The sequence below is a fragment of the Nakamurella alba genome (genome assembly GCF_009707545.1).
GTDB lineage: Bacteria > Actinomycetota > Actinomycetes > Mycobacteriales > Nakamurellaceae > Nakamurella > Nakamurella alba.
Window position 1 is genome coordinate 263,449 of sequence record NZ_WLYK01000009.1, and the last position, 20,221, is coordinate 283,669.

Here is a 20,221-nt window from a genome sequence, read left to right on the forward strand (position 1 = left end):
CGTCAGCACCGCACCCGAAAGCCCGCCGCCGGACGAACCGGCGGCGGGTTTTCGGCATCAACGGGGCGTTCTCAGCGCAGCCGGCGGCGGAGGTCCGGCCGCACCCCGGCCGGACCGATCCGGCCCTCGGCCCCGGTGACCACGATCCCGGCGGGCCCGGCCAGCACCGGCAGCAGCCGGAGCTCGACCAGCTCGGGGACGTCGTCGGCCAGCGCGGACAGCCGTAGCGCCAGATCGGCCAGCGGCGCCCGGTCCACCACCGCGGTGCCCCGGTAACCGTCCAGCAGCGGCGCCGCGCGCGGGCCGGCGATCAGGTCGACGGCGTCGGAGTCGGACAACGGCACCGCCCGGAACGCACGGTCGTCGAGCAGATCGGTGGCCACACCACCGATCCCGAAGGACACCAGCGCACCGAAGCTCGGGTCGCCGGTGATGGTCAGCACCGTCGGTACGGTGGCCCGGTCCACCGGCGCCTGCTGCTGCACGTAGACCCGGCTGGCGCCGGCCCCGGCGAGATCGGCGTAGGCGTCGACCACGTCGTCGGCGTCGTCCAGCCCGACCCGCACGCCGCGCTGGTCCAGCCGGTGCCGCAGTCCCCGGTCCAAGGCCTTGAGCACCACCGGGTAGCCGATCTCCTCCGCCGCCCGCGCCGCGTCCTCCACGTCCGCGGCCACCTGGAACGGCGCGATCCCGATCCCGTAGCAGTCCAGCAGTGCCACCAGCTCGTCATCGGTCAGCTCGCGTTCCGCCCGGACCGCCCAGGCGTCCAACAGAGCCCGCGCCGCCGCCCGGGAGGCGATCCGCTCCGCGGTGTCGTCGGCCGGCATCTCTCCTGCCGGCCGGGAGCGCCAGGCGGCGTACCGCACCGCGTGCGCCAGCGCCGCCACTGCCCGCTCCGGGGTGCGGAACGACGGCACCGACCCGCGGGCCGCTCCCCCTGCCGGGTCCGGCACCACCAGCGAGGCAGCCAGCCCGTCGACGGCCAGGAACGTGGTCATCACCGGTACCCGGGACCCGGCCGCGGCGTCCCGCAGGGCCTGGGCGTGCTCCTGCCCGGCCACCGCCACCGGCGGCACGTAGACCACCACGACCGCGTCGACATCGGTGCGCGCCACGGCGATCCGGACCGCGTCGGCGAGCTCGGCGGGCGAGACGTTCACCCCGAAGTCGACCGGCACCTCGTCGACCACGGTCAGCCCGGCGTCCAGGCAGGCGTCCAGCGCGAGCACCCCGAGAGCGGTCGAGTTCCCGAGCACCGCCACCCGGACGCCCTGCGGCAACGGCTGGTTCGCCAGCAGCTGCGCGACATCGAAGGCCTCGGTGAGGGTGTCGGTCCGGATCACCCCGGACTGGGCGAACAGCGTGGCCACCGCGTCGTCGCCCATGCTCACCGAGGACAGCGCCAGCCCCGGGCTGACCGTGGCGTGCCGGCCCGACTTCACCGCGATCACCGGCTTGGTCCGGGCGAGCTTGCGGGCCAGCCGGGCGAACTTGCGCGGGTTGCCGAAGGACTCGAGGTACAGCAGGACGACCTCGGTGCGGTCGTCGGAGGCCCAGAACTGCAGGAGGTCGTTGCCGGAGACGTCGGCCCGGTTCCCGGCCGAGACGAAGCTGGACAGGCCGAGCGTGCGGCCGGCCGCGTCGGCGAGGATCGCGATGCCGAGAGCCCCGGACTGGCAGAAGAAGCCGACCCGGCCCGGCCCGGGCACGACCGGGGCCAGGGTGGCGTTCAGCCGGACGTCCGGGTCGGTGTTGACCAGCCCCAGGCAGTTCGGGCCGAGCACCCGCATGCCGTTGGCCCGGGCCAGTGACACCATCCGGCGCTGGACGTCTGTCCCGGCGCCGCCGACGTCGGCGAACCCGGAGGTCACCACGACCAGCCCGTGCACGCCCTTCTGTCGGCAGTCCTCCAGCACGTCCGCGACGTTCGCCGCCGGCACGGTCACCACCGCGAGGTCGACCGGGTCGGGGATGTCGCCGACCCGCGGGTAGGCGCGCACCCCCTGCACCGAGATGCTGTCCGGGTTGACCGGGTACACCGGGCCGGTGAATCCCGTGCGCAGCAGGTTCACCAGCACCGCGTGGCCGAGCTTGGTCGGCTCGTTGGACGCCCCGATGACGGCGACCGACCGGGGCGCCAGCAGGCGAGCGATCGACCGCGCCTCGGCCCGGTGCTCGCGGCTCTCCACCACCGCGCGGGACTTCTCGGTCGGCGCCAGATCCAGCACGAGATCGACGACGCCCGAGGAGAACTGGCGGCTGGCGCCGTAGCCGGCGTCGACGAACACCCGCAGCATCTGCTGGTTCTCGGCGAGCACCTCGGCGGTGAACCGCCGGATGCCGCGCTCGGCGGCCGCCGCGGCCAGGTGCTCGAGCAGGATCGACCCGAGACCACGGCGCTGCTGGGCGTCCTCGACGACGAACGCGACCTCGGCGGCCTCGGGGTCGGCGTGGTCCCGGTGGCAGGTGCCGACCGCGATCACCTCCCCGCCGAGCTCGGCGAGCAGGCCGATCGAGTCGACCTGGTCGACCCCGGTGAACACCCGCAGCTGCGAGCTCGACAACTGGTCGACCGCGGTGAAGTACCGGAAGTAGCGCGACCTGTCGCTCATCCGGTCGTGCATGGCGACGATGGCCGGGCCGTCGCCGGAGTTCACCGGGCGCAGGTGCACCGCCCCGCCGTCGGACAGCAGGACGTCGGCCTCCCAGTGCTCCGGGTACGGCTGCCCGGGCGGCACGGATGCAACGGTCTCAGTCACGCGGGTCCCACGGATCCAGCCCGTGCATCGGAAACAGCCGGCGCCGGACCTCCTCGATCACCCGGTCGACCGGCATCTCGCCGATCCCGTCCCAGCGCGGGACCTCGATCCCGTCCGGCTTCCCGTCCGACATCGTCTCCGGCAGCGGCACTCCCGGCCGCGCAGCCGTCGCCTGGTCCCGCCAGCCCGGCGGGGTCACGGTGTGCGGGTCGACGTCGCGGTCCAGCACGGTGGCGAGCAGGTGGGTCCAGGACCGGGGTACCACCCGGACGAGTGCGTAGCCGCCACCGCCCAGCGCCAGCCACCGCCCGCCGGTGGTCCTCTCGGCCAGGTCGCGCAGCGCCCGGTACGCGGTCAGGTGCCCGTCGACGGTGAGATTCAGGTCGGCCAAAGGATCTTCGGCATGCGAGTCGGCGCCCTGCTGGGTGACCAGCACCTCCGGCCGGAACGCGCTGACCAGCCCCGGTACCACCGCCTGGAAGGCCCGCAGCCACGGCATGTCCCCCGTACCCGGCGGCACCGGGACGTTGACCGCGGTCCCGGTCGCCTCCCCCGACCCGCACTCGGCCGGCCAGCCGGTGCCCGGCCAAAGCGCCGCCGGCGACTCGTGCAGCGACACGGTCAGCACCCGCGGGTCGTGGTAGAACGCCGCCTGCACGCCGTCGCCGTGGTGCACGTCGATGTCGACGTAGGCGACCCGCTGCACCCCGGAGTCGAGCAGCGCCCGGATCGCCAGCGCCGCGTCGTTGTAGATGCAGAAGCCGGCGGCGTCGTCCGCCATCGCGTGGTGCAGGCCGCCGGCGATGTTGACCGCTCGGTCCACCTCGCCGGCGGCGATGGCCCTGGCGGCGGCGATGGATCCGCCGGCGATCAGCGCGGTGGCGTCGTGCATGCCGGGCCAGACCGGGTTGTCGCTGCCGCCCAACCCGTGCCGTGGATGCGCCGGCGGCGGCACCTGGGAGGAGGCCTTGACCGCCGCGAGGTAGGCCGGGGTGTGCACGGTGAGCAGTTCGTCATCGGTCGCCGGTGGCGGCGAGTAGAGCGACACCCCGTCCAGCACACCCAGTTCGGCGGCCAGCGACCAGGTCAGCTCCCAGCGCAGCGGGTGGAACGGGTGCGACCCGCCGAGGTCGTACCTCAGCATGGCCGGGTCCCAGACCACCATCGGCTTCGGCATCGCCCCAGCCTAACCGGCGGCGATCACCCCGGCCGGAGCACCCGGAGCTCCCGGGAGTCCGGCCCGGGCCCCCGGTCAGCGCCCGAGGACCGACAACGGCACCGTTCAGCCGGAGTGCGCGGCCAGCAGCCGCTCGAACCCGCCGAGCGCGAAGCCCTGCCGACCCGCGGAGTCACCGGCGTTACCGGTCTCCGGCGCCGGCGAGATCGCCGGCCCAGCAGCGGACGGCCCAGCAACGGACGGCACCGCAGCGGACGGCACTGCGCCGGCCACCAGCGACGCCAGCTGCTCGCCGGCCCGGAGGATCCGGGCGTCCAGAGCGGCGTCGGCGTCGGCCCGGCCGAAGTCCTCGGTCGCGGCGTAGACGGCGGTCGGCACCGGCACGGTGCGCAGGTAGGACAGCAGGGGCCGGATGGCGTGCTCGGTGACCAGCGAATGCCGGGCCGAGCCGCCGGTGGCGCCGATCAGCACCGGCTTCCCCTCCAGCGACTCCGGGTCGAGCACGTCGAAGAAGGTCTTGAACAACCCGCTGAACGAGGCGCTGAACACCGGGCTGATCACGATCACCCCGTCGGCGCCGAGCACCGTGTCGATCGCCACCTGCAGCCGGGCCCCGGCGAAGCCGGTGACCAGGTTGTCGGCGAGATCCCTGGCGTGCTCCCGCAGTTCGACGACCTCGACGGAGGCCGCCACCCCCTGGGCCGCCAGGGCGGCGACCGCGGAGTCGGCGAGCCGGTCGGCGAGCAACCGGCTGGCCGACGGCGTCCCCAGACCCGCGGTGACCACCGCGAGGCGGACGGACGAGGCGGTCATCGCGCACCCGCAGCGGTGAGGTCAGCAGCGGAGTCGGCAGCGGCGCGCGAGGCGGCGAGCAGGCTCTGGTGGGTCGGCGCGTCCGGCACCGAGGCGGGCCGGCCGATCGCGAACTCCTTGCGCAGCACCGGGACGACCTCCTCGCCCAGGATGTCGAGCTGCTCCAGCACCGTCTTGAGCGGCAGGCCGGCATGGTCCATCAGGAACAGCTGGCGCTGGTAGTGGCCGAAGGTCTCGCGGAAGCTCAGGGTCTTCTCGATGACCTGCTGCGGGCTGCCCACGGTCAGCGGGGTCATCTCGGTGAAGTCCTCGAGGCTCGGGCCGTGCCCGTAGACCGGGGCGTTGTCGAAGTACGGCCGGAACTCGCGCACCGCGTCCTGCGAGTTCTTCCGCATGAACACCTGGCCGCCCAGCCCGACGATCGCCTGCTCGGCAGTGCCGTGCCCGTAGTGCTCGAACCTGTTGCGGTACAGCTCGATCAGCCGCTGGAAGTGCGAGCTCGGCCAGAAGATGTTGTTCGCGAAGAAGCCGTCACCGTAGTAGGCGGCCTGCTCGGCGATCTCCGGGCTGCGGATCGACCCGTGCCAGACGAACGGCGGGACGTCGTCCAGCGGGCGGGGTGTCGAGGTGAAGGAGCGCAGCGGCGTGCGGAAGGTGCCCTTCCAGTCGACGACGTCCTCGCGCCACAGCCGGCGCAGCAGGTGGTAGTTCTCCACCGCCAGCTCGATGCCCTTGGTGATGTCCTGCCCGAACCACGGGTAGACCGGGCCGGTGTTGCCGCGGCCCATCATCAGGTCCACCCGGCCGTCGGCCAGGTGCTGCAGCATCGCGAAGTCCTCGGCGATCTTCACCGGGTCGTTGGTGGTGATCAGCGTGGTCGAGGTGGACAGGATCAGCTTCTCGGTACGGGCGGCGATCCAGCCGAGCATGGTGGTCGGCGACGACGGCACGAACGGCGGGTTGTGGTGCTCGCCGGTGGCGAACACGTCCAGCCCGACCTCCTCGGCCTTCAGCGCGATGGTGGTCATGGCCTTGATCCGCTCCGCCTCGGTGGGCGTGCGGCCGGTCGTCGGGTCCTCGGTGACGTCGCCGACGGTGAAGATTCCGAACTGCATGGCTGGTGCCTTCCTCGGGTGCGGTGGGGTTCCGCGGTGGCTGCAGAATTTCTATGCACCCGCATGAACTTCTGCAGCCTACCGGGTATTCCCACCGCTCCCGCCTGCGACGACCGTCACCCCGGCACCCCACCCGATCGCCGGGAACCGGGGCTCAGCCGGTCTCGACCGGACGCTGGAGCGCGCACCACTGCGAGTACGACCCGGGATACAGCGCCAGCTCGACCCCGGCCACCCGTCCGGCCAGGATCAGGTGGCAGGCCGTCACCCCTGATCCGCAGGACGCGACCGCCGGCGTCGCCGGCCGGATCCCGGCGGCGTCGAAGACCTGACGGAGTTCCGCCGCCGGCCGCAGCCGGAAGTCGTCCGTGTACAGCTCGGCGAACGGCAGGTTGACCGCACCGGGGATGTGCCCGGCCACCGGGTCCAGCGGCTCGAACTCGCCGCGGTACCGGGCGGCGGCCCGGGCATCGAGCAGGATCCCGGCGGCCGTGGGCTCGTCCAGTTCCGACACGTCGACGACCGGCATCGCCCCGGCGGCGACCGTTACCGTGCCCGGCTCCGGCACCACCTCCCCGGTCTCCAGAGGCCCGGTCCAGGCGGCCAGACCACCGTCCAGCACCCGGACGTCCCGGAGCCCGGACCAGCGGGCCACCCACCACGCCCGGACCGCGGCGGACCCGTCGTGGCCGTCGTGGACCACCACCGTGTCGCCGTCGTCGATCCCGCACCGGCGCCACACCTCCTGCAGCGCCGCCGGGTCCGGCAGCGGGTGCCGGCCACCGGTCCCGGCCGGCCCGGCCAGATCGCGGTCCAGGTCGACGAACACCGCCCCGGGCAGGTGCCCGGCGAGGTAGGCGTCGTGGTCGGCGCCGGCGCCGACCTTCCAGCGCACGTCGAGCAGCACGACCGCGGCTGCATCCGGCCCGTCGAGCAGTGCGGCGAGGTCGGCGGGGTCGAGGAGATCGGAGGTCATCGCACCATCCTGACGTGCCCGATGCGGCCGCTCACCGGTGGTGCCGTGTTCACCGGACGCGAACTGCCCGGACCTGTGTGCTCCGGGTAGCATCGAAGACCGCAGAAGGGGCTGATGTGAACGACCTGATCGATACCACCGAGATGTACCTGCGCACGATCTTCGAGCTGGAGGAAGAGGGCATCTTCCCGCTCCGTGCGCGCATCGCGGAGCGGCTCAACCAGAGCGGCCCGACCGTCAGCCAGACGGTCGCCCGCATGCAGCGCGACGGGCTGCTGGTGGTCTCCGACGACCGCCACCTCGAGCTGACCGACCTCGGTCGCGACCGGGCGGTCTCGGTGATGCGCAAGCACCGGCTGGCCGAGCGGCTGCTGCTGGACGTGATCGGGCTGGACTGGCGCGACGTGCACGTCGAGGCCTGCCGCTGGGAGCACGTGATGAGCGACCAGGTGGAGCAGAAGCTGGTGGCCCTGCTCGGCCATCCGCAGGTCTCCCCGTACGGCAACCCGATCCCCGGCCTGGACCACCTCGGTGTGGAGAACTCGCACGTGGAGGAGACGCATGCCGACCTGATCGGCGCCGACGTCGCCGCCGAGCGCGGCGGCAACTACGAGGTCCGGCGGATCATCGAGATCGTGCAGAACCAGCCCGGGGTGATGGACCGGCTGCAGCGCGGCGGGATCAAGCCGGGCGCGGTGCTGGAGTTCGCGGTCCGCGGCCCGCAGCTGGTCGCCGTCGACGGCGGCATCACCACCGAGCTGCCGCCCGAGGTCGCGCACGGGATCCACGTCCGCCCGGCCTGACCGGCGCGGCACGCACCGGGTCCGGCCCCCGCACGTGGGAGCCGGACCCCGGTAGTTTCAGGACACCGCAGCCACCAGGCCCAGGCGGTCGATGATCTCGTCGGCCTCCTGGGCCGGTTTGCGTCCGCCGACCTCCACGGTCAGGCTGCGCTCCCCCGGGCCGGGCGGTTCCAGGGTGGAGATCTGCGAGTCGAGCAGCGCCGCGGGCATGAAGTGGTCCGTGCGCGCCGTCATCCGCCGACCGATCTGCTCGCGGGACCCGCTCAGGTGCACGAACACCACGTTCTCGCCGCGCAGCCGGTCCCGGTAGATCCGCTTGAGCGCCGAGCAGGTGATCACCCCGGGCCGGCCGGCCAGCGTGTGCTCCTGGATCCACGAGGCGACGGTGTCCAGCCAGGGCCAGCGGTCCTCGTCGGTGAGCGGGTGCCCGGCGGCCATCTTCTCCACGTTGGAGTCCGGGTGCAGGTCGTCGCCCTCCTCCAGGTCCCAGCCCAGTCGCCCGGCGAGAAGTCCTGCGACGGTGGACTTCCCGCTGCCGGACACACCCATCACCACCAGCACGGGCGGCTGCTCGGGCACGCTCATGACACGAAGATCGACAGGATCATCACGCCGCCGAGACCGGCCAGGGAGATCAGGCACTCCATGATCGTCCACGATTTCAGCGTCTGTCCGACGGTGGTGCCCATGTACTCCTTCACCAGCCAGAAGCCGGCGTCGTTGACGTGGCTGAGGAACACCGACCCGGCCCCGATCGCCAGCACCATCAGCGCCACCATCGGCGAGGACAGGTTCTCCGCCACCGGCGCCAGGATGCCGGACGCGGTCACCGTGGCCACCGTCGCCGAGCCGGTGGCGATGCGGATCAGCACCGCCACGATCCACGCCAGCAGCAGCACCGACAGGCTGGAGCCCTCGATCGCGTCGGCCACCACCTGACCGATCCCGGTGTCGATCAGCACCTGCTTGAGGCCGCCGCCGGCGCCGACGATCAGCAGGATCCCGGCGATCGGCGGCAGCGACTTCTCCAGCGTCCCGGCGACCGCCGACCGGTCCATCCCGCCGCCCGGGGCGAGCAGGAAGATGCCGGCGATCACCGCGATGGTCAGCGCCACCGGCGGGTTGCCCAGGAAGTCGAGCAGGCCCTTCCAGCCGGCGTCCGACCCCTCGGCGAACACGTCCGCGAGAGCCTTGGCGAGCATGAGCAGCACCGGCAGCAGGATCGAGGTGACGGTGACCCAGAACGACGGCCGGCGGCGCACCGGAGCATCCGCGTGGTCAGCCCTGTCGAGAGCGGTGCCCGACCCACCGGAAGCGGTTGCCCCGCCATCGGTCTCGAACAGTGCGGGCACCGGGACCGGGGCCCACTTCGCCGCGAACCGGCTGAACAGCGGCCCGGCGATCGCAACCGTCGGTATGGCGACCAGCACGCCGAAGGCCAGGGTCAGGCCGAGATTCGCGCCGAGGGTGGTGACCGCGGTCAGCGGACCGGGGTGCGGCGGCACCAGGCCGTGCATGGCGGACAGGCCGGCCAGTGTCGGGATGGCGATCCGCATCAGCGGCAGCCCGGACCGGCGCGCCACCAGGATGATCACCGGGATCAGCAGCACCAGGCCGACCTCGAAGAACATCGGCAGACCGATCAGGGCACCGACCAGACCCATCGTCCACGGCAACGCCTTCGGGCTGGACCGGGCGACCAGCGTGTCGACGATCCGGTCGGCGCCGCCGGAGTCGGCGAGCAACTTGCCGTACATGGCGCCGAGGCCGATGAGCACACCGACACCACCCATGGTGGTGCCGAACCCGGCACCGAAACTCTTGATGGCGGCGGCCGCGTCGAGCCCGGCGCCGATGCCGATGCCGACCGCGCCGATCAGCAGCGCCAGGAACGGGTGCACCTTCAACCAGGTGATCAGCACGATCACCACCGCGATGCCGATCACGGCGGCCAGGATCAGTTGGGACGTCGAGCCGCTGGGAACGATCGTGTCGTCCGCGGCGAGGAGCAGGGCGTTCACACATCTCTCCGATGAGATCGGGCCGGGTCGGGCGTGCCAGGGAACCGTGGAGGCCCTGACCGGCGGGGGCCGTGCAACAGGTGGGGCAAGTCTGCGTCAATCATATGATTTGTGCAAGACCTTTCGTCGAATCATCTGCGAATAGTCCCAACCGACCGAGTGTCGGCCGGTGATTGACCACCCTCCGGCGGCCTGCCTGGCGATACTGGGGCGGTGACGGACACCCCGGAGCCCGCCGGCCCCCGCAACCTGCACGACTCCGTCGTGCAGCGCTGGGGCGCGGAGATCGTCGACGGCACCCTGCCCACCGGCAGCCGGGTGGTCGCCGACGAGGCCGCCGAGCGGTTCGGGGTGTCCCGGTCGGTGATCCGCGAGGCGGTCCGGGTGCTCGAGTCGATGGGCCTGCTGGCCACCCGGCGCCGCGTCGGCATCACCGTGCAGCCCCCCGAGGGCTGGAACCCGTTCGACCCCAACATCATCCGCTGGCGACTGGCCGGCCCGGACCGCGACGCGCACCTGCGTTCGCTGGGCGAGTTGCGCGGCGCCGTCGAACCGCTGGCCGCCCGACTCGCCGCCGAGCGCGCAGACCCGGAGGACTGCGGCCGACTGACCGCGGCGGTGATCGGCATGTCGGCCACCGCCCGCGCGGCCGACGGTGCGGCCTATCTCGGCCACGATGCCGATTTCCACCGCGCCCTGCTCCGCGCCTCCGGCAACCCGATGCTGGCCGGCCTGTCGCAGGTGGTGGTCGAGGTGCTGGCCGGGCGCACCCGGCACGCCCTGATGCCGCGGACCGCGGTGCCGGAGGCGGTGCAGTGGCACGCCGCCGTCGCCGCCGCCGTGCAGGCGGGCGACCCGGACGCCGCCGAGGAGATGATGCGCCGGATCATCGGCGAGGCGGGCGACGCCCTGGCCCGGCAGCAGGCCGCGGACCGCCGCGGCTGACACCCGCACGAGCCCGAACGACCCCGACTCACACCGGAGATCCGCCCGCATCCCCTCCGCGGACGTGACAGCATCCGGGCATGGCCCTGCACCGCTCCGCCCTGCGCGACCAGCCCGTCCTGCACACCGCCCGCCTGGAACTGCGCCAGCTCGGGCCGGAGTACATCGAGGACTCGATGAACTCGCTGGGTGACCCGGAGGGCAACCGGATGACCGGCACCCAGACCACGTTCACCCGCGAGCAGGTGCTGGAGTTCCTGACCGGACTGCCCGGTCGCGACGACCGGGCGGACTTCGCGATCATCGGGCAGGAGGACGGCCGGTTCTACGGCGAGGTGGTGCTGAACGGGCTCGACGAGGACAACGCGTCGATGAACTACCGGATCGCCATGGTGCCCGGTGACGGCAGCACCGGCGGGCGCGGGCGAGGGCTCGGCACGGAGGCCGGGAAGGCAGTGGTGGACTGGGGTTTCGACGCCGTCGGCCTGCACCGCATCGGTCTGGACGTCTTCGACTTCAACCCGCGCGGCCTCCGCTCGTACGAGAAGATCGGCTTCACCGTGGAGGGCCGGCAGCGGCACACCCTGCTCTGGGACGGCACCTGGTCCGACTCGATCCTGATGGGCATGCTGCACGACGATCCACGGCCGGACCGCTGATGCGGGTGCGGCGTACCCTCGACGCGGTGACGGCCCAGCACCCCGGCGCGGTCCTCGCCCCGCCGGTCCCACCCGAGGTGGCCGCAGCGACCCTCGCGGATCTGTTGCGGGGCGGCCGGTTCGCCGTGCTCACCGGGGCCGGCCTGTCCACCGACTCCGGCATCCCCGACTACCGCTCCCCCGGCGCCCCGGTCCGGTCGCCGATGACCGCCACCGAGTTCCGCTCCGGACCCGTTGCCCGGCAACGCTACTGGGCCCGAAGCTACCTCGGCTTCGGCCGGATGGCCCGGGCCCTGCCGAACGCCGGCCATCGGGCGCTGGCCGCCCTGGAGCACGCCGGCCGGACGACCACCACCATCACCCAGAACGTCGACGGCCTGCACGGCGAGGCCGGCAGCCGCCGGGTCGTCGACCTGCACGGCCGGATCGACGAGGTGCGCTGCCTGGACTGCGGCCAGGTCACCGCCCGGGACGAGCTGCAGCAGCGGATGGCCGCGCTGAACCCGGACTTCGCTGCGCACCAGGACCTCTCGGTCAACCCGGACGGCGACGTCGACTTCGAGGACACCGACGGCTTCCGGGTCCCGGTCTGCCGGCGGTGCACCGGGGTGCTCAAACCGCGGGTGGTATTCTTCGGCGACAGTGTCCCGAAAGACACGGTGGAGCAGTGCTTCTCGGCCGTCGAAACCTCGGATGCGCTGCTGGTGGCCGGATCCTCGCTGACCGTGATGTCCGGGCTGCGTTTCGTCCGGCGGGCCGCGGCGCTGGGCCGGCCAGTGGCCATCCTCAACCGCGGCACCACCCGCGGCGACGAGCTGGCCACCGTCCGGCTGGACGCCGGTTGCTCGGAGACCCTGGCCGGGCTGGCCCGGTCGCTGGATCACCGGCCCGACCGCGCGGCGGACAGCCGCTGATCCGGCGACCCGCCCGCCTTGCGATGATGGGCGGGCAGCGGACCCGTCGAGAGCAGGAGTGCGGATGACACATGTCCCCGTGGTGGACCTGGACCGGGATCCCGACGCCGTCGGCGCCGAGCTGGACGACATCTGCGCCGAGGTCGGGTTCTTCCAGGTGATCGGGCACGGCGTGCCGACGGCGGTGACCGACGCGGCCTGGGACGCCGCGGTCGCGTTCTTCGAGCTGCCGCTGCCCGACAAGCTCGCGGTCCGCCCGCGCAGCCCCGACTACCCGTACGGCTACATCCCGATGGCCGCCGAGTCGCTGTCGCAGTCGGTCGGCGGGCAGTCACCGCCGGACCTCAAGGAGGTCTACAACGCCGGCCCGGTCGACGCCCCGACCAGCGCCGTGTGCGAGGACGAGGCCTGGGTGTGGTCGCCGAACCTCTGGCCCACCGGGCTGCCCGAGCTCAAGGACAGCTGGACGGTGCACCACCGGTCGATGCTGGAGCTGTCCGGCCGGATCATGTCGCTGTTCGCCCGCGGACTCGGCCTCGACCCGCAATACTTCGCCCACAGCGTCGACCGGTCGGCCAGCGCCGTGCGCGCCCTGTGTTACCCGGCCCGCACCCAGGCACCGGGCGAGAACCAGTTCCGGGCCGGGGCGCACACCGACTACGGCACGCTCACCCTGCTGCGCCAGGACACCGTCGGCGGGCTGCAGGTACAGACGCAGTCCGGGGACTGGGCCGACGTCACCCCGATCGACGGGGCGTTCGTGGTGAACATCGGCGACCTGATGGCGCGCTGGACCAACGACCGCTGGCGGTCCACCCTGCACCGGGTGGTGGACCCGCCCGCGCTGCCCGACGGCAGCTTCGGCCGCCGGCACAGCATGCCGTTCTTCCACAACGCCAACTGGGACGCCGTGGTCGAGTGCCTGCCGACCTGCCTGGCGCCAGGTGCGACGCCGAAGTACGAGCCGGTCAAGGCCGGCCCGCACCTGATGACCAAGTTCCGCCGCACCGCCGTCGCCGGCTGAGCCGGTCACCACCACGTCACCACCCATGACATCTGTCATGGGTGGGACGTGCAGACCGGCCGGAGACGGATGACGCCGTGCACTGGGGGCCGTCCCTGCTGATCGGCAGAGTCGGTGCCATGACCACTCGGGAACCACGACACGACCGACCGGACCGGCACACCGCCGTCCCCGGAGCCCACAGCGGCACCGCATCCCACAGCAGCACGGCCGCACCGGGGGCCGGCCGATGAGCGCCGTCATCACCGCCCACGGGGTGCGCCGCACCTACGGCAGCGGCGACAAGGCGTTCGAGGCGGTCCGCGGCGTCGACCTCGACGTCACCGAGGGTGAGATCTTCGCCCTGCTCGGCACCAACGGTGCCGGCAAGACCTCGACCCTGGACCTGTTGGAGGGCATGGCCTCTCCGACCCGCGGCGAGATCACCGTCTTCGGGAAGGATCCGGTCCGCGACCGCCGGCTGGTCCGCCCGGAGACCGGCATCATGCTGCAGTCCGGCGGACTGCCCGCCGAGCTCACCGTCCGCGAGACGCTCGAGATGTGGCGCAGCACCAGCACCCACCCGACCACCGTCGACGACGTGCTGGCCATGGTCGGTCTGGAGCACCGGGCCGACGTCCGGGTCCGCGCCCTGTCCGGCGGCGAGCAGCGCCGGGTCGACCTGGCCTGCGCGCTGCTGGGCCGGCCGCGGCTGCTCTTCCTGGACGAGCCGACCACCGGCCTCGACCCGGAGAGCCGCCGGTCGGTGTGGCGGCTGCTGTCCGGGCTGCGCAGCGCCGGCGTCACCATGGTGCTGACCACCCACTACCTGGACGAGGCCGAGGCGCTGGCCGACCGGATCGCGATCATGCACGAGGGTGGGATCGTCCGACGCGGCACGCTGCGCGAGATCGTCGGCGACCACCCGGCCACCATCGCCTTCGACCACCCCGGTATGCCCTTCCCGCAGCCGGACGGGGCGCAGGTGGACATCACCGGCATCCGCGTCACCGTGCACACCCGCAACCTGCAGGGCGACCTGCACACCCTGCTGGACTGGGCCCGCGACCAACGGGTCCCGCTGGTCGGCCTGGCCGCGAACGCCGCCAGCCTGGAGTCCGTCTTCCTCGACGTCGCCAAGGACAAGCCCGCACCACGGGACACCGGCCGTCCGCAGCAGTCCCCGACCGACCCGCAGATCGGAGCCCTGGCATGACCGCCCTCGACACCTCCCCGCGTACGACCCACCGCCCCCGGCCGCTGACCGGCCTGGCGAAGGCCGAGTTCCTGCAGTTCCTGCGGAACAAGACGCTGATCTACACCGGCATGGTCACCCCGGTGGCACTGCCGCTGATCATGTTCTTCGTGATCCGCCGGGGCACCGACCCGGACGCCCCCGCCACCGCCGCCCGGCTGGCGATCGACATGTTCCTCTGCATGGCGGTGCTCTTCGTGCAGTACTACTCGGTGCTGTCGATGGTGACGACCCGCCGGTCGGAGGGGGTGCTGCGGCGGCTGCGCACCGGTGAGGCGCCGGACTGGAAGATCCAGGCCGCACCCGCCGTCCCCGGCATCGCGCTGGCGGTGATCGGCGCAGTGGTGGTCGGCGTCGTGGTGTTCGTCGCCGGCGCGCCGACGCCGGTCAACCCGGTGGCCATCCTGCTCGCGCTGGCCTGGGGCCTGGTGCTGTTCGCCCTGCTCGCGCTCGCCACCAGTGGTTTCACCCGTAACGCCGAGGCCGCACAGATCACCTCGCTGCCGATCATCGCGCTGACCGTCGCCGGACTCGGGTCCATCCGGTCGGTCGTCCCGGACCGGGTCGCCGCGGTCCTCGACCTCACCCCGTACGCGGCCATCTCGGACCTGGTCGCCATCGGCACCACCGGTCGCCCGGAGGTGCCCGCGGCCGGTGAAGCCGGGCTCGCGCCGGTGGACTTCGCGGGCTCGTTCGCCGAGTTCGGCCGGCCGGTCGTCACACTGGTGGCGTGGACGATCGTCGCGGCGGTGCTGACCCGCCGGTACTTCCGCTGGGACGACCGTGGATGAGTCGGCCGGAGCAGGTGCGGTCCTGGTGGCGCGGGATGCCCGACGCCGACCGGTTCCGCGCCTACACCCGGATCACGCTGCAGATCAGTGCGGTCGCGGCAGTGGTCGGGCTGGCGCTGGCGATCCCCCGGCCGGTGCCGATCGCCACCGTCGTGGTGGTCGGCCTGGTGGTGACGGTGCTGCTGGAGGTGCAGCCGGGGATGAGCCGGCACGGCCGGTTCCGCCCGCTGATCCCGGTCGGCATCGTCCTGCTGGCCCTCGGCTGGGCCGGATCCGCGATCGTGGTGCGGACCGGCGACGGCCAGGCCGCCCGGGACGCCGTGCTGCTCTGCCTGGTCTGCGGGTGGGCGGCGGCACTGACGGTGCTGCCGTTCGTCCGGTACCGGTGGTGGTGGATGCTCGCGATCGCGGTGGCCACCGCGGTGGTCTGTGGCACCGACTGGGCCTCCCGGGCACAGGTTTTCGCGATCGTGCTGGGCACCGGCGGCATCATGGTGCTGACCATGGTGCTGACGGTGCGGTGCGTACGGCTGGTGGACGACCTGGACCGGGCCCGTGGTCTGGAGGCCCGGCTGCGGGTCGCCGACGAGCGGTTACGGTTCGCCCGTGACCTGCACGACGTGGTCGGCCGCGCGTTCTCGGCGGTGGCGGTGAAGAGCGAGCTGTCGGCGACGCTCGCCCGGTCCGGCGCCGTGGAGAAGGCAGCGACCGAGATGGACGAGGTGAAGGCGTTGGCGGTGGACTCCATGGATCAGCTGCGCTCGCTGGTCCGTGGTTACCGCGGCATAGACCTGGCGCAGGAGGTCGCCGGCGCCCGGTCACTGCTGTCGGCCATCGGCTGCGAGCTGGTCGTCGAGGGCGACCCGGCCCGGCTGCCGGAGCGGCTGCACGAGATGGCGGCCTGGGTGACCCGGGAAGGGACCACCAACATCGTCCGGCACTCCGCCGCCACCCGGGCGGTGCTGGCCTTCGGCACCAGCGCCATCACGTTGCGGAACAACGGGGTGCACGGCCGGCCGAACCCGCTGTCGGGCCTGCGCGGCCTGGCCGAACGGGCGCACACCGTCGGCGCCGAGCTCTCGACCGACTGCACCGACGACGAGTTCCTGCTCGAGATCCGTTGGGAGACGGCATGACTCCAGATGTTGGGGACGGCGTGATCCCGGTGCTGCTGGCCGACGACGAGACGATGATCCGGTCGGCGATGGCCACCATGCTGGACCTGGAGGACGACCTGCAGGTGGTCGCCCACGTCGGCAGCGGCGACGAGCTGCTGTCGATCTGGAAGGTCCGGGCGAACTCCGGCGAGCCGCCCGCGGTGGCCGTGCTCGACCTGCAGATGCCCGGCCGGGACGGGATCTCGACCGCCACCGAGCTGCTCAGGATCACCCCCGGCGCGGCCACCATGATCGTCACCAGCCACGGCCGGCCGGGCTACCTGAAGCGGGCGCTGTCCGTCGGCGTCCGCGGCTTCCTGCCGAAGACCGCGTCCGCCGCGACGCTGGGCGCGGCGATCCGGGTGGTGCACGGCGGCGGCCGCTACGTCGATCCGGAGCTGGCCGCCGAGGCGATCAGCGCCGGGGACTCGGTGCTGACCCCACGGGAGGCCGACGTGCTCGAGTTCGCCGCGGACGGTGCCGCCATCGAGCAGATCGCCCGCCGGGCGCATCTGTCCCCCGGCACCGTCCGCAACTACCTCTCCTCCGCGATGACCAAACTCGGCGCCGCGAACCGCTACGAGGCCGTCGTCACCGCCCGCGACCACGGCTGGATCTAACTTCTGCTCACAGACACCCAGACCTGCTCGCCCTCGCCCACCACACCGGTCGGGTCGCTTTGGGGATCGGTGAGGCGGTCCAGGGACAGCGCCAGCACCTCGCCCCTGACCCGCTCGGCATCGGCGGACACCGCGGCCCACAGCCGGTCGGACACCCCGAGGGACAGGGTGATCCGGTCGGAGACCTGCAGCCCGGCGGACTTGCGGGCCTGCTGCACCAGGCGCAGCAGGTCCGCGACGTCGCCGGCGTCGCGGAGCGCGTCGGTCACCGTCAGGTCCAGGGTGACGAAACCGCCGGAGCGCAGCACCCCGACCGCCCCGCCGCTCGCCTCGGCGATGACCAGGTCGACGGTGTACTCGCCCTCCTGCAGCGCGATGCCACCGGCCCTCACCCCGCCGTCCGCGTCGATGCTCCAGTCGCCGGACTTCGTCGCCTTGATCACCTGCTGCACCAGCTTGCCCAGCCGCGGCCCGGCCGCCCGCGCGTTCACGGTCAGCCGACGCTCCACCGGGGAGGCCCCGCCTTCCGCCAACTCGGTGAAATCGACCTGCTGGACGTTGATCTCGTCCGCCAGCAGGGCGCCGAGGAACTCCAGCCGGGCACCGGAGGGGGTCGCCACGGTGAGCGTGGACAGCGGCTGCCGCACCCGGATCCGGGACTCCTTGCGGAGCGAGAGCGCCACCGACGCGACCTCGCGGATCTCGTCCATCGCCGCCACCAGCCCGGCGTCCGCCGGCAGGTCCGCGGCCGACGGGTAGTCGGTGAGGTGCACCGACCGGCCGCCGGTCAGCCCGCGCCAGATCTGCTCGGTGGTCAGCGGCAGCAGCGGCGCGAGCGCCCGGCTGACCGTCTCCAGCACCGTGTGCAGGGTGTCGATGGCGTCCTGGTCGCCGTCCCAGAACCGCTGCCGGGACCGCCGCACGTACCAGTTGGTCAGCAGCTCCAGGTAGGATCGCGCGGACGCGCAGGCACCCGCGATGTCGAAGGTGTCCAGCTGCCCGGTCACCTCGGCCACCAGGTCTCCGGTCTTGGCCAGGATGTACCGGTCCAGCACGTCGGTCGAGTCGGTGCGGACCGTCCCGGTCACCCCGGCCGCGTTGGAGTACAGCGACAGGAAGTACCAGGCGTTCCACAGCGGCAGTACCGCCTGGCGCACGCCCTCCCGGATGCCCTGCTCGGTGACGACCAGGTTGCCGCCGCGCAGGATCGGCGAGGACATCAGGAACCAGCGCATCGCATCGGAACCGTCCCGGGCGAACACCTCGTTGACGTCCGGGTAGTTCCGCAGCGACTTGGACATCTTCTGCCCGTCGTCGCCCAGCACGATGCCGTGGCTCAGGCAGGTGCGGAACGCCGGCCGGTCGAAGAGCGCGGTGGCCAGCACGTGCATCGTGTAGAACCAGCCGCGGGTCTGGCCGATGTACTCGACGATGAAATCACCCGGGAAGTGGTGCTCGAACCAGTCCGCGTTCCGCACCGGGTAGCCGACCTGGGCGAACGGCATCGACCCGGAGTCGAACCAGACGTCCAATACGTCCTCGATCCGGCGCATGGTGGAGCGCCCGGTCGGGTCGTCCGGGTTGGGCCGGGTCAGCTCGTCGATGAACGGCCGGTGCAGATCCGTGACGGACACACCGAAGTCGCGCTCCAGCTCGGCGATCGAGCCGTAGACGTCGATCCGCGGGTACGCCGGGTCGTCGGACTTCCACACCGGGATCGGGCTGCCCCAGAACCGGTTCCGGCTGATCGACCAGTCCCGGGCGTTGGACAGCCACTTGCCGAACTGCCCGTCCTTGACGTGCTCGGGCACCCAGGTGATCTGCTGGTTCAGCTCGACCATCCGGTCCTTGAACTTCGTCACCTCGACGAACCAGGACGAGACCGCCTTGTAGATCAGCGGGTTCCGGCAGCGCCAGCAGTGCGGGTAGGAGTGGTCGTAGGTCTCGCGGCGCAGCAGCACGGTGCCGGCGGTCACCGCGGCGACCGCCTCTCCGGTCCGGGTGGCCTGCTTGAGGTGCTCGATGATCTCGGCATTGGCGTCGAACACCAGCAGCCCGGCGTAGTCGTCCACCGGCGCGGTGAACCGGCCGCCGGCGTCCACCGGCACCACCGGCGGGATGCCGGCCGCGTCGGTGACCGCCTTGTCCTCCTCACCGAAAGCCGGTGCCATGTGCACGATCCCGGTGCCGTCCTCGGTCGTCACGTAGTCGGCGGGCAGCACCCGGTGCGCGCCCTGGTGCCCGACGTAGTACGAGAACGGCGGCTGGTAGCGGAGTCCCAGCAGCTCGCTGCCCTTCATCCGGCGCACGACCCGCTCGGCGGCGTCCGCGCCCAGCTCGCGGGCGTAGGCGGCCAGCCGGGCCTCGGCAAGCAGGTACTGCTCGCCCTCGTGCTCGACCACCACGTAGTCGATGTCCGGCCCGACCGAGATCGCCAGGTTGGACGGCAGTGTCCACGGCGTGGTGGTCCAGATCAGTGCCAGCTCACCGGTTTCCAGCCGCAGGCCGACGGTGACCGCCGGGTCCTGCCGGTTCCGGTAGACCTCGTCGTCCATCCGCAGCTCGTGGTTGGACAGCGGGGTCTCGTCGTTCCAGCAGTACGGCAGGACGCGCAGACCCTCGTAGATCAGCCCCTTGTCGTAGAGCGTCTTGAACGCCCACAGCACCGACTCCATGTACCAGGGCTCGAGCGTCTTGTAGTCGTTGTCGAAGTCCACCCAACGGGCCTGCCGGGTGACGTACTCCTGCCACTCGTCGGTGTACCGCAGCACCGACTCCCGGCAGGCGTCGTTGAACGCGCCGATGCCGAGCTCGAGGATGTCGTCCTTGGTCTTCAGCCCGAGCTGGCTCATCGCCTCGAGCTCGGCCGGCAGACCGTGGGTGTCCCAGCCGAACCGGCGCTCGACGTGCTTGCCGCGCATGGTCTGGTAGCGCGGGACGATGTCCTTGACGTAGCCGGTCAACAGGTGGCCGTAGTGCGGCAGGCCGTTGGCGAAGGGCGGGCCGTCGTAGAAGACGAACTCGTTGCTGCCGTTCTCCCCGGCGGGGCGCTGCTCGACGGACGCCCGGAACGTGTCGTCGGCGCGCCAGTGCTCCAGCACCTGGAGCTCCAGGGCGGGGAAATCGGGATGGGCGGACACCTCGTCGGCGCCGGCCAGCGGGTATCGGCGGTCGCTCACAGCTGCTCCTCGGTCGTTCTCGTCCGTTGCACCA

Annotated in this window: 17 protein-coding genes; 9 read left to right on the forward strand and 8 right to left on the reverse strand. The window is 72.2% G+C overall.

Annotation, left to right across the window (positions count from 1 at the left end; genetic code table 11):
* Nucleotides 1-71: 71 nt before the first annotated feature.
* The 5 genes from GIS00_RS21345 to GIS00_RS21365 form a co-directional block, all read right to left on the reverse strand.
* Nucleotides 72-2,759 (reverse strand): GNAT family N-acetyltransferase, encoded by a 2,688-nt coding sequence (locus GIS00_RS21345; RefSeq protein ID WP_322098258.1) that lies wholly within the window; start codon nt 2,757-2,759, stop codon nt 72-74.
* Nucleotides 2,752-3,936, reverse strand: coding sequence for an acetoin utilization protein AcuC (locus GIS00_RS21350; protein WP_154770452.1), 1,185 nt, complete (start codon nt 3,934-3,936; stop codon nt 2,752-2,754). The genes GIS00_RS21345 and GIS00_RS21350 overlap by 8 nt, the downstream gene beginning before the upstream one ends.
* Nucleotides 3,937-4,041: 105 nt before the next feature.
* On the reverse strand, nt 4,042-4,749 hold the full coding sequence (locus tag GIS00_RS21355; protein WP_154770453.1) for a CE1759 family FMN reductase: 708 nt from the start codon (nt 4,747-4,749) through the stop codon (nt 4,042-4,044).
* Nucleotides 4,746-5,864, reverse strand: coding sequence for an LLM class flavin-dependent oxidoreductase (locus tag GIS00_RS21360; protein ID WP_154770454.1), 1,119 nt, complete (start codon nt 5,862-5,864; stop codon nt 4,746-4,748). The genes GIS00_RS21355 and GIS00_RS21360 overlap by 4 nt, the downstream gene beginning before the upstream one ends.
* Nucleotides 5,865-6,018: 154 nt before the next feature.
* Nucleotides 6,019-6,840 (reverse strand): sulfurtransferase, encoded by an 822-nt coding sequence (locus GIS00_RS21365; RefSeq protein ID WP_154770455.1) that lies wholly within the window; start codon nt 6,838-6,840, stop codon nt 6,019-6,021.
* A gap of 116 nt (nt 6,841-6,956) precedes the next feature.
* On the opposite strand from GIS00_RS21365, the gene GIS00_RS21370 reads away from it, so the two are divergent.
* Nucleotides 6,957-7,643 carry a metal-dependent transcriptional regulator gene (locus tag GIS00_RS21370; RefSeq protein ID WP_322098259.1) on the forward strand — a complete coding sequence of 229 codons (687 nt, stop codon included), beginning with the start codon at nt 6,957-6,959 and terminating at the stop codon, nt 7,641-7,643.
* Between the two features lie 57 nt (nt 7,644-7,700).
* Here the strand turns inward: GIS00_RS21370 and GIS00_RS21375 are convergent, their stop codons facing one another.
* Nucleotides 7,701-8,228 (reverse strand): gluconokinase, encoded by a 528-nt coding sequence (locus tag GIS00_RS21375; RefSeq protein WP_154770456.1) that lies wholly within the window; start codon nt 8,226-8,228, stop codon nt 7,701-7,703.
* On the reverse strand, nt 8,225-9,664 hold the full coding sequence (locus GIS00_RS21380) for a GntP family permease (protein ID WP_322098260.1): 1,440 nt from the start codon (nt 9,662-9,664) through the stop codon (nt 8,225-8,227). The genes GIS00_RS21375 and GIS00_RS21380 overlap by 4 nt, the downstream gene beginning before the upstream one ends.
* Nucleotides 9,665-9,877: 213 nt before the next feature.
* On the opposite strand from GIS00_RS21380, the gene GIS00_RS21385 reads away from it, so the two are divergent.
* The 8 genes from GIS00_RS21385 to GIS00_RS21420 all read left to right on the forward strand — a co-directional run bounded on the left by GIS00_RS21385 (nt 9,878) and on the right by GIS00_RS21420 (nt 17,008).
* Entirely contained in the window at nt 9,878-10,609 is a 732-nt protein-coding gene (locus GIS00_RS21385) for a FadR/GntR family transcriptional regulator (protein WP_322098261.1), read from the forward strand.
* Between the two features lie 80 nt (nt 10,610-10,689).
* On the forward strand, nt 10,690-11,268 hold the full coding sequence (locus GIS00_RS21390; protein WP_154770458.1) for a GNAT family N-acetyltransferase: 579 nt from the start codon (nt 10,690-10,692) through the stop codon (nt 11,266-11,268).
* A 26-nt stretch (nt 11,269-11,294) separates the two neighbouring features.
* The gene (locus tag GIS00_RS21395; RefSeq protein ID WP_322098262.1) at nt 11,295-12,182 is read left to right on the forward strand and encodes an NAD-dependent protein deacetylase; all 888 of its coding nucleotides are present in this window, start codon (nt 11,295-11,297) and stop codon (nt 12,180-12,182) included.
* Nucleotides 12,183-12,246: 64 nt separating this feature from the next.
* Entirely contained in the window at nt 12,247-13,206 is a 960-nt protein-coding gene (locus GIS00_RS21400) for an isopenicillin N synthase family dioxygenase (protein WP_154770460.1), read from the forward strand.
* Nucleotides 13,207-13,435: 229 nt separating this feature from the next.
* The gene (locus GIS00_RS21405; RefSeq protein ID WP_154770461.1) at nt 13,436-14,401 is read left to right on the forward strand and encodes an ABC transporter ATP-binding protein; all 966 of its coding nucleotides are present in this window, start codon (nt 13,436-13,438) and stop codon (nt 14,399-14,401) included.
* Nucleotides 14,398-15,231 carry an ABC transporter permease gene (locus GIS00_RS21410; RefSeq protein ID WP_154770462.1) on the forward strand — a complete coding sequence of 278 codons (834 nt, stop codon included), beginning with the start codon at nt 14,398-14,400 and terminating at the stop codon, nt 15,229-15,231. The genes GIS00_RS21405 and GIS00_RS21410 overlap by 4 nt, the downstream gene beginning before the upstream one ends.
* Nucleotides 15,228-16,367, forward strand: coding sequence for a sensor histidine kinase (locus GIS00_RS21415; RefSeq protein WP_154770463.1), 1,140 nt, complete (start codon nt 15,228-15,230; stop codon nt 16,365-16,367). The genes GIS00_RS21410 and GIS00_RS21415 overlap by 4 nt, the downstream gene beginning before the upstream one ends.
* The gene (locus GIS00_RS21420; RefSeq protein ID WP_154770464.1) at nt 16,364-17,008 is read left to right on the forward strand and encodes a response regulator transcription factor; all 645 of its coding nucleotides are present in this window, start codon (nt 16,364-16,366) and stop codon (nt 17,006-17,008) included. Before GIS00_RS21415 ends, GIS00_RS21420 begins: the two co-directional genes overlap by 4 nt.
* On the opposite strand, the gene ileS is transcribed toward GIS00_RS21420, so the two are convergent.
* Nucleotides 17,005-20,187: an isoleucine--tRNA ligase gene (gene ileS, locus GIS00_RS21425; protein WP_322098264.1), complete on the reverse strand. Its 3,183-nt coding sequence runs from the start codon at nt 20,185-20,187 to the stop codon at nt 17,005-17,007. The genes GIS00_RS21420 and ileS overlap by 4 nt on opposite strands.
* Nucleotides 20,188-20,221: the final 34 nt, after the last annotated feature.

What these genes read in the sequence shown, in the direction of transcription:
- GIS00_RS21350 (WP_154770452.1), bottom strand. Translation starts at nt 3,936, where the DNA reads ATGCCGAAGCCGATGGTGGTCTGGGACCCGGCCATGCTGAGGTACGAC.
- GIS00_RS21355 (WP_154770453.1), bottom strand. Translation starts at nt 4,749, where the DNA reads ATGACCGCCTCGTCCGTCCGCCTCGCGGTGGTCACCGCGGGTCTGGGG.
- GIS00_RS21360 (WP_154770454.1), bottom strand. Translation starts at nt 5,864, where the DNA reads ATGCAGTTCGGAATCTTCACCGTCGGCGACGTCACCGAGGACCCGACG.
- GIS00_RS21365 (WP_154770455.1), bottom strand. Translation starts at nt 6,840, where the DNA reads ATGACCTCCGATCTCCTCGACCCCGCCGACCTCGCCGCACTGCTCGAC.
- GIS00_RS21375 (WP_154770456.1), bottom strand. Translation starts at nt 8,228, where the DNA reads ATGAGCGTGCCCGAGCAGCCGCCCGTGCTGGTGGTGATGGGTGTGTCC.
- GIS00_RS21390 (WP_154770458.1), top strand. Translation starts at nt 10,690, where the DNA reads ATGGCCCTGCACCGCTCCGCCCTGCGCGACCAGCCCGTCCTGCACACC.
- GIS00_RS21400 (WP_154770460.1), top strand. Translation starts at nt 12,247, where the DNA reads ATGACACATGTCCCCGTGGTGGACCTGGACCGGGATCCCGACGCCGTC.
- GIS00_RS21405 (WP_154770461.1), top strand. Translation starts at nt 13,436, where the DNA reads ATGAGCGCCGTCATCACCGCCCACGGGGTGCGCCGCACCTACGGCAGC.
- GIS00_RS21410 (WP_154770462.1), top strand. Translation starts at nt 14,398, where the DNA reads ATGACCGCCCTCGACACCTCCCCGCGTACGACCCACCGCCCCCGGCCG.
- GIS00_RS21415 (WP_154770463.1), top strand. Translation starts at nt 15,228, where the DNA reads ATGAGTCGGCCGGAGCAGGTGCGGTCCTGGTGGCGCGGGATGCCCGAC.
- GIS00_RS21420 (WP_154770464.1), top strand. Translation starts at nt 16,364, where the DNA reads ATGACTCCAGATGTTGGGGACGGCGTGATCCCGGTGCTGCTGGCCGAC.